The sequence below is a fragment of the Candidatus Thioglobus sp. genome (assembly GCF_029243085.1).
Lineage (GTDB): Bacteria > Pseudomonadota > Gammaproteobacteria > PS1 > Pseudothioglobaceae > Thioglobus_A.
Window position 1 is genome coordinate 1 of sequence record NZ_JAQWSS010000094.1, and the last position, 3,885, is coordinate 3,885.

Annotated in this window: 4 protein-coding genes; 1 reads left to right on the forward strand and 3 read right to left on the reverse strand. The window is 38.0% G+C overall.

Features of this window, described 5'->3' with window-relative positions; genetic code table 11:
* Nucleotides 1-562: aminotransferase class I/II-fold pyridoxal phosphate-dependent enzyme (locus tag P8M52_RS05220; protein WP_300308331.1), on the forward strand; the 562-nt coding region annotated here is incomplete at its 5' end.
* Between the two features lie 86 nt (nt 563-648).
* On the opposite strand, the gene P8M52_RS05225 is transcribed toward P8M52_RS05220, so the two are convergent.
* The 3 genes from P8M52_RS05225 to P8M52_RS05235 all read right to left on the reverse strand — a co-directional run bounded on the left by P8M52_RS05225 (nt 649) and on the right by P8M52_RS05235 (nt 3,659).
* Nucleotides 649-798: a hypothetical protein gene (locus P8M52_RS05225; RefSeq protein WP_300308334.1), complete on the reverse strand. Its 150-nt coding sequence runs from the start codon at nt 796-798 to the stop codon at nt 649-651.
* 106 nt (nt 799-904) lie between these two features.
* Entirely contained in the window at nt 905-3,064 is a 2,160-nt protein-coding gene (locus P8M52_RS05230) for a YgiQ family radical SAM protein (protein WP_300308337.1), read from the reverse strand.
* A 127-nt stretch (nt 3,065-3,191) separates the two neighbouring features.
* Nucleotides 3,192-3,659: a hypothetical protein gene (locus P8M52_RS05235; protein ID WP_300308340.1), complete on the reverse strand. Its 468-nt coding sequence runs from the start codon at nt 3,657-3,659 to the stop codon at nt 3,192-3,194.
* Between the last annotated feature and the right edge of the window lie 226 nt (nt 3,660-3,885).

Genomic DNA, 3,885 nt, shown 5'->3' on the forward strand with positions numbered 1-3,885 from the left:
TGATATCTATGAGCATATTCGTTGGGGTGATGGTGATTTTGTTAATATATTAATGACTGATACCTCTCTAAAAGAGCGCACTATTGTTCTTAATGGTGTTTCTAAAGGTTATGCAATGACAGGCTGGCGCATCGGTTACGCAGGTGGCCCTGAAGCTATTATAAAAGCCATGAAAAAGATACAAGGCCAATCAACCTCTAACCCGTGTTCTATTGCTCAGGCGGCTGCACTAGAAGCTCTAAATGGTGATCAAAGTATTATTGGTACGATGGTTGATGCTTTTGAAGAGCGTCATGAATTTATTGTTAACTCGTTAAATGCTATTAATGGTATTGAATGTCCAAGATCACAGGGTGCTTTTTACTCATTCCCTAGAGTTGATGGTTTAATCAAGCGTCTTGGACTTGAAGATGATGTTGTTTTTTCTACATTCTGTTTAGAGAAATTAAACATTGCCTTGGTTCCGGGCTCTGCTTTTGGTGCACCAGGCTACGTCAGATTTTCATTTGCCACTAGTATGGAAAATATAAAGCAAGCAGTTGAACGACTAAGCTCTATTTAGTTTTTCAATAGGTCAGCAAAATAATTACCGCGCCCAATCCTATTACTAGTGTAAAAAATTTATAAAATTGTTTAACAGGCATCAGGCTAAAACTTAACAAAAGACTTGGTCTTCTTAGACTCTTCAAGATCTTTTAAACACTTATCGATTACAAAATTAATATCATCAATTGTCGACTTTGTGTCTTTTCCTCTAACGCTAGATAAGCCAACAATTGCATTAATCCACTTTTCCATTTTTATTCTCCCCCAAGAATTTTTAAAATTTAAGGACTATTGTACACTATATATTTTTTATAGCCGGCAGATGTTTCCGTCTCAATTTGATTAACAAGGTATTTGTTTATTTCCTTTTGTATTTTTTTACAGCTATCCGATGATGAAAGTCGTTATTTCTTTTTCGAGGATGTTGCGATTTTGGCGTGCTGTTTGCTCTTGCATAAGGCACCAAACAATCTTCACCACTTCCTATTAAATCACTACGCCCCATTTGTTTTAATGCCCTTCTCAGAACATCCCAGTTTTTAGGATCATGATAGCGTAAAAAAGCTTTATGCAATTTGCGTTGTTGGCCGCTACGCGGAGTCTTGACCGCTTCTGATCGACGAGTAATTTTCTTCAATGGATTTAATTCACTATGATACATCGCAGAGGCGATTGCCATCGGGGTAGGAATAAAAGCCTGCACTTGATCAGGTTTAAATTGGTTGCGCTTTAGCCAAAGTGCTAAATTAAGCATGTCTTTATCACTGGTTCCAGGATGTGATGAGATAAAGTAAGGGATTAAGTACTGCTCTTTACCTGCCTGCTCAGAATAACGATCAAATAATTTTTTGAATTGATGATAAGAGCCGATTCCTGGTTTCATCATTTTTGACAAGGTGTTATCCTCAGTATGCTCGGGTGCAATCTTTAAACGTCCTCCCACATGATGAGTTACTAACTCTTTAATATATTCAGGATCACGAACAGCAAGATCGTAACGTAAGCCTGAAGCAATAAAAATACGCTTAACACCTTTGAGCTGACGCGCACGACGATACAATTTGGTTAAAGGCTTATGATCTGTGCCTAAATTGGGACAAATACCCGGATAGACACAACTAAGGCGACGACACGCAGTTTCTATTTTAGGATCTTTACACTGCAAGCGATACATATTGGCTGTTGGGCCGCCAAGGTCAGAAATGTTGCCTTTAAATTCTTTATCAGTATCACGAATGGTTTCAATTTCACGAATGACTGAATCTTCAGAGCGGCTTTGAATAATACGACCCTCATGCTCAGTAATAGAGCAAAAGGTGCAGCCACCAAAACAACCACGCATAATATTAATTGAAAAACGAATCATGTCAAAGGCAGGAATTTTCAGCTTGCCATAAGCTGGATGTGGTTTGCGCGTATAAGGTAATTCAAACACACTATCAAACTCTTCCATTGATAAAGGGATTGGCGGTGGATTTAACCAAACATCGCGCTCACCATGACGTTGCACTAACGCTCTTGCATTGCCCGGGTTTGTTTCTAAATGAAAAACACGTGACGTGTGTGCATATAAATAGCGATCTTTCGCTACTTGTTCAAATGAAGGCAAGCGAATAACAGTACTTTCTCGCTTTAAACCCTTAGTGCGCTGATCAAAATCGATCACCTGAACTGCTCCCTGGTTAGGATCAATTTTTACAGGATTAGCCTGGTTATTTTTATCGCCACAACTTTGCTTATCCTTGCTAGATGTGTCTGCATAAGGATCCGTTTGCGGATGGATTAGACTTTTATCAGAATCAATGTCACTAGAATCTAACAGGGTCCAACCTTCAGGAATGCCTTGGCGCATATAAGCCGTACCACGAATATCAGTGATTTTCTTAATATCTTCACCCGCTGCAACCCGATGCGCAACCTCAACCACAGCACGTTCAGCATTGCCAAAAATCAGCAAATCAGCCTTGGAATCAGGCAGAATAGAACGACGAATAGTTTGCGACCAATGATCATATTGTGCAATACGCCTTAAGCTGGCCTCAATACCACCAATAATGACAGGAATACCCTTGTAAGCTTCTTTGGCACGCTGAGTATAAACAGTCGTGGCACGATCAGGGCGTTTTCCTGCCATAGCACCTGCAGTATAAGCGTCGTCAGAGCGCGGCTTTTTCTCAGCAGTGTAATGATTCACCATAGAATCCATATTACCTGATGCAACCGCAAAAAATAAATTAGGCTTTCCTAATTGACGAAAGGCATCTGCAGAATGCCAATCAGGCTGAGAAATAATTCCTACACGAAACCCTTGAGACTCCAATAATCGTCCAATAATTGCCATACCAAAACTCGGATGATCTACATAGGCATCACCAGTAATGATAATAATATCGCAACTATCCCAACCCAGCTGATCCATTTCTTTGCGAGACATAGGGAGTAATGGCGCAGGAACGAGTCCTTTTTTATAAGGCCAATACTTTGGGTAAGAATGTAAATTTTTAGGCGTTAATGACATGATAGTTAAGTATACAGTAACAGATTGATTACTAAAGAATCCTGAAGCTAAAAGGACTTAACAATAGCTGACTACGAACTTATGGCTACTTACATCAAAGAACAATTTAAAGAATTTTTTGACAAGTTTAAAATTCTTTAGTTTTCTTCACCTCTCCATTGTTATCAAAGTCAATAACTTTTGTCTTTATACCGTCAACATATTCTCGAATTTGGCTAACTTTACCAGTCTTTTGATAATAGGTTATTTTTGATATTTGGTCATTGGTAAATTGAACTATCTTAACTTTACCCGTCTTATGATGATGAATGGTTTTTAAAATTTTGCCATCAGTATATTCATGAACAAGTTTAACATTGCCAGATTTATGATAAACAATGGCTTTTAAAGGTTGATTATCTAAAAACTCATTAATTTCTTTAACTTCACTGGTTTTGTAATAGTAAGTAACTCGTAATACATTATTGCTAACAAATTCTTTAACCTGCTCAAGCTCCCCAGTTGGATAATAAAAAGCAACCTTCCCTTCAGAGTTTGCAGGGTTAATAAAAAATAAAACAGTTAACGCTAACGCTTTTACAATTGGGTTTTTCATATGAAACGGAAATTAAAGACAAGCTATTATTTAAATTATATCTCAGATATTCAATTTAAATAATAATTAAGACTTAAGAGGTGGACATTTTGCAATCAGACGTAAAAAAGGCCTACATGGTGTGTAGGCCTTTAAGTATTTGGCTCCTCGAGCTGGGCTCGAACCAGCGACAAACGGATTAACAGTTTTCAATTCTATTGTGTAACTAGAACTCATTAACCTTCAC